This is a genomic window from Corynebacterium sp. HMSC075D04 (genome assembly GCF_001815635.1).
Taxonomy (GTDB): domain Bacteria; phylum Actinomycetota; class Actinomycetes; order Mycobacteriales; family Mycobacteriaceae; genus Corynebacterium; species Corynebacterium coyleae.
The window spans coordinates 1-3,858 of the sequence record NZ_KV821288.1; the positions used below are offsets into that span (position 1 = coordinate 1).

Genomic DNA, 3,858 nt, shown 5'->3' on the forward strand with positions numbered 1-3,858 from the left:
GCGGATTGCCCCTACCAACTACACGGAAACGGCAGTATGAAAGCGACCGTCGCGGGAAAGGGACCTCTCCCCGGATCGAATGCTCAACGGCTCGCCAATTTTCGACGGCAAAGCTTCTGTACATTACGTGCATGATGGTGCGGAGAATTCCCCTATCTATGTCACTTTTAGAAATAGATTTGAAAATCAGCAATTTGAGGGCACGGATTTTCATTGGCTTCAATTGAAAAGCTTTTGGCACAAGATGGTTAGCTGCAGGTAGAGCAGTTGAATATTTTGGACCTGATCCTCAGTCGTTTGTGGACGATGAGGGACCAGCTGGCGAAGCGTGAGCAGGACTATTACCAAAACATTCGCGCTTAAATCGATAGCCTCAAGCTCTAAGTCGGTAGGAAAATGATTGACATTGTATTCGTGAACATATCCTACCCAGGCATTATGGTGGCTTAGACCGCTGAAGGCAGCGTAAAGCTCGCTGCCTTGAATGTCACCGAATTCTCGCGCAATGAGTTCTGTGTATTCGCCAGTTTTTACCCGTTTTCCACGATTAAGTGGGCCATTTGAGGCAACGGCTTTAGATAGTTCAAGGTAGAAATCTGAGAAGCGAGGATTTTGGTCTGCATGCTCTTTCTGCATCTTTTCTTTTAGGGTTTTCATCGCACGGGCAATGCGGAGCTGATCATCACAATCGCAAAGGAAATGGATTAATGCAGAGTTTTCAAGAATCGTGCGCGCTTGAGGTGCGATGATCGCTGGAGATACGAACCCGGCCGTGCGAAATAATTCGCCAATTGCATGCAGATGCGCGCATAACAGATCCGCAGCACCCCGGCAAACTTCGTCTGGTATGAGTGCCCCATTGAACTTCTCCGCTTGCAGCATTGTGTTGAGACGTTGTTTCAGCTCTTCGTCCATTTGTGGATCTGAATGCGATACCTGCTTAAACTTACGAGCTACTGACTGGAAAAGATTGCCAAGTTCGACTTTAAGTTGAGGGTCCACGGTAGATGGGGTCGGACTCACAAAAGCGATCTTGCTGGGTGTTTGCCGATTGAGTATTCGATTGAAAAAGCGCACACCGATGAAGTTTATTCGGTCAATTCAGTGGAGGTAAGAGGTATCGTGCATGGACCCTGTTTCAGGTGACCTGATTGATTAATAAAATCCTGGTATCCACGTGCATTTCAGACTACTGGTTATTGCATTGACTTGACAGCCGTTGAACTGTCGGGGGTTGATCCAGGGTGTTTGCCGTGGAACAAAACTGAGAGCAGTTCAACCCCAGAACTGTTTTGATAGACACTGTAGTGTTACTGGTACCCGTTCGCGTCAAACGCGCAATATTGCTAATAGCCTAAGGGTTGACGCTCAAGGTGGGTGTATGGCGAACGGCGATTTCAAATGCATGTAGAGGGACACCAGCGTTTTCCGCAAGTTGTGCGTTTGAGTATCCATCCTGGTTCAGTAAAGAGACAGCGCTCGGCAGGAGAGACGGCATTTCTAAAATTTTTCTGTTTCCAGGTTCGCTCCGTCTCCAGCCCCGTTTAGAAACAGTTACCATTGCGTTACGATAAGCTTGCTCTGATATCGATTGCAGGGACCTTGAACGGTAGAGCAAAGCCTGCATGCTGACCCCCCACTCTTCTTTGAGGGCCTTCAGGTACGCCCATCCCGAACGATCCATTTTTGTGGGAAGAACGTCTGTCAGAGCTTCACTGGGCATCAGAAATTCTGAGGCGAAGCGGTTGGCTTCAGATTCGATCTCTCTTGATCCAGCCTGATCACCTCTGTGCATCACTATGTGTCCAAGTTCGTGCGCGACATCAAAGCGCTGGCGGTAGTAGTCGTTTTTTGCTGGATTCATCACCAAAACTGGGTTTGATATGTGGAATCGAGAAAACGCATCCACCGAGCTCGAGCTTTTAGGGCCGTATACAGCGAAAACTCCGGCGTCTTCGACAATTTCCATTAAATCCCGAATTGGTTCTAGGCCTAGGCCAAGCTCCTTTCGGATCTTGCGTGCTGCGAGTTCAGGGGATTCCGCATCTGAAGTTTCTGACCAGCGATAAGAGGGGAAATGTACGAGTGGTTCGAAAGATGAGATAATTCGCTCGACCACGCCGACGAATGCATTGCTCTTACTGCGTTCTTTAGCGGTTGTCGAGCGAAGGGAACGGAAGAAAGTTTCGTCAGGTCGGGCAAACTCTCCAGCGGGCATGTAGGTGAAGAATTCGCGGGTGACGCCGAATCTAAATGCTAAACGCGTTACGTTCGCTGGTGTTGGAGATTTCATCCCCTTTTCCCATCCGGTGATTGTTGCTGCTGAAACTCCTAAATCGTCCGCAAGTTGATTCTTAGCAACACCTTCGAGCTCACGAACGAGGGTCAATTGTGAAGGTTCAAACATGTCGCCCGGCATTATCCTTTACTCACTAAGTCCGCTCTAGCCTTGTTGCACGCCATATTGCTGGCGCTTGAGCGAAACATTCTTGTTAATACGTGGGCTGATTCGCTCGGGTTGGTCAAGCGAAATACTTTTGGCTTTGCTTTCGAGGGGTGGTAACTCGGTAAACCAATGCCAAGGCGAACCGCCGTGACTATTATCCCGTGGCAGTCCGTAGCCAGCTGTATAACCAGAGGTAGAGACCCGATAGCAGACAATAACAAAGCTACTAGAGGGGAGAGAATCCTCCCCTAATTCGAGTGACAGCTGTCCACTCTCCTCTTTAGAGTCGCAATAAGAAAGGCAAGCGATCTCGTGCTTTGTCTTCTTTCGGAGTGAAGACCAAACAAAATCGTCGAGGGAATGGGAGCCTGAAGACTGGGTTAGCAATGAGTAGGGACCAAAGCGGAATCCAGGAACTTGATTAATATATTCGCGCTGTACATCACCGGGTGGGATGGTTGGCATTAGGTTGGCCGCTGATTCGGGCAAGCCCTCCAATACGTCGGCCCGGGGGACGTCGTCTGTCGCGCCGGAAGGAATTAGGTATCTGCCGGTACTGAAGACTCTATCGAAGCGATCGAAGATTTGATTGTACGCAAGGCTCCCAAGGACCCATGCGTTATGCCCAGTGGCTGGGTCGTACTGGGACAAGGCGCCATCAATTCCAGTCATTAGGGCCCATTGGATTCCAGGGAGGATTGGGGAGAGCTCTTCCGCGGCTGTGGTTTGTGAAATAAACTGACGCATGCACGTATCTTAACCATATGGAAAAATGACGGTCAAGAATTATCCAATTAGCATCTAGCTGCTTCAAAGATTGTCTAACGGCCTCGTCTTAAAGCACTACGCTTTCTGGAAAAATGAATGGACCCCGTTCACTTGTCCTGAGCTGTAGTCGAGGAGGTCCGTTGGTATCTGTCGGGGCAAACGGTTAGGAGGAGCTCCTGCCGATCCGGGGTAGTTGGTATCACGAATCGACGATGTTGGTACCGGTGTTTCGCGTGCCCGGTACTACAGGAGATTCTTCCATAATTGTTTCTGACGACACTGTAGTTGGATGGTGATGCGTCAATATCAACTTAGAAGGAGCCGGGCCTTGTAGCTGATTTCAAGCAGATCATCGCGATGTGCCTGGCTACAGATTCTGAGTAGTCGCTTTGGGTAATATGCGTAGGAGTCACCGAACTAAAATTAGGAGATTTCTTTATGAGCAAGGCCAGCGTTTCAATCGACACGGACGAATGAAGAAAACGGGTCTGGCTGAGCGTCCCCTCAAGTTTCCCGTTACCAAATACGCGGAACACGGAAGCACCGGTTCTTCAGAACATCGGTACCAAAAACCTGCATCGGACACATGCGACAGTTGGTGTCGATTCAATTGTGTCTGATCTGATGTAGGTGGTCCAGTTCGG

The 3,858-nt window shown here is 49.3% G+C and carries 3 protein-coding genes; all 3 read right to left on the reverse strand.

Translation table 11 applies throughout. The annotated features are described in order from the left end of the window. Positions 1–219 precede the first annotated feature (219 nt). Positions 220–1,077, reverse strand: coding sequence for a hypothetical protein (locus HMPREF3048_RS00725; protein WP_141758812.1), 858 nt, complete (start codon positions 1,075–1,077; stop codon positions 220–222). Positions 1,078–1,354: 277 nt separating this feature from the next. After that, the gene (locus tag HMPREF3048_RS11655) at positions 1,355–2,407 is read right to left on the reverse strand and encodes an XRE family transcriptional regulator (protein ID WP_168167330.1); all 1,053 of its coding nucleotides are present in this window, start codon (positions 2,405–2,407) and stop codon (positions 1,355–1,357) included. A gap of 36 nt (positions 2,408–2,443) precedes the next feature. Further along, positions 2,444–3,193, reverse strand: a complete 750-nt coding sequence (locus HMPREF3048_RS11980) for a hypothetical protein (RefSeq protein WP_141758813.1) — start codon at positions 3,191–3,193, stop codon at positions 2,444–2,446. Positions 3,194–3,858 lie beyond the last annotated feature (665 nt).

Bases quoted from the DNA above. Each gene is read 5' to 3' on its own strand.
- HMPREF3048_RS11655 (WP_168167330.1), bottom strand. From the start codon at position 2,407: ATGTTTGAACCTTCACAATTGACCCTCGTTCGTGAGCTCGAAGGTGTT.
- HMPREF3048_RS11980 (WP_141758813.1), bottom strand. From the start codon at position 3,193: ATGCGTCAGTTTATTTCACAAACCACAGCCGCGGAAGAGCTCTCCCCA.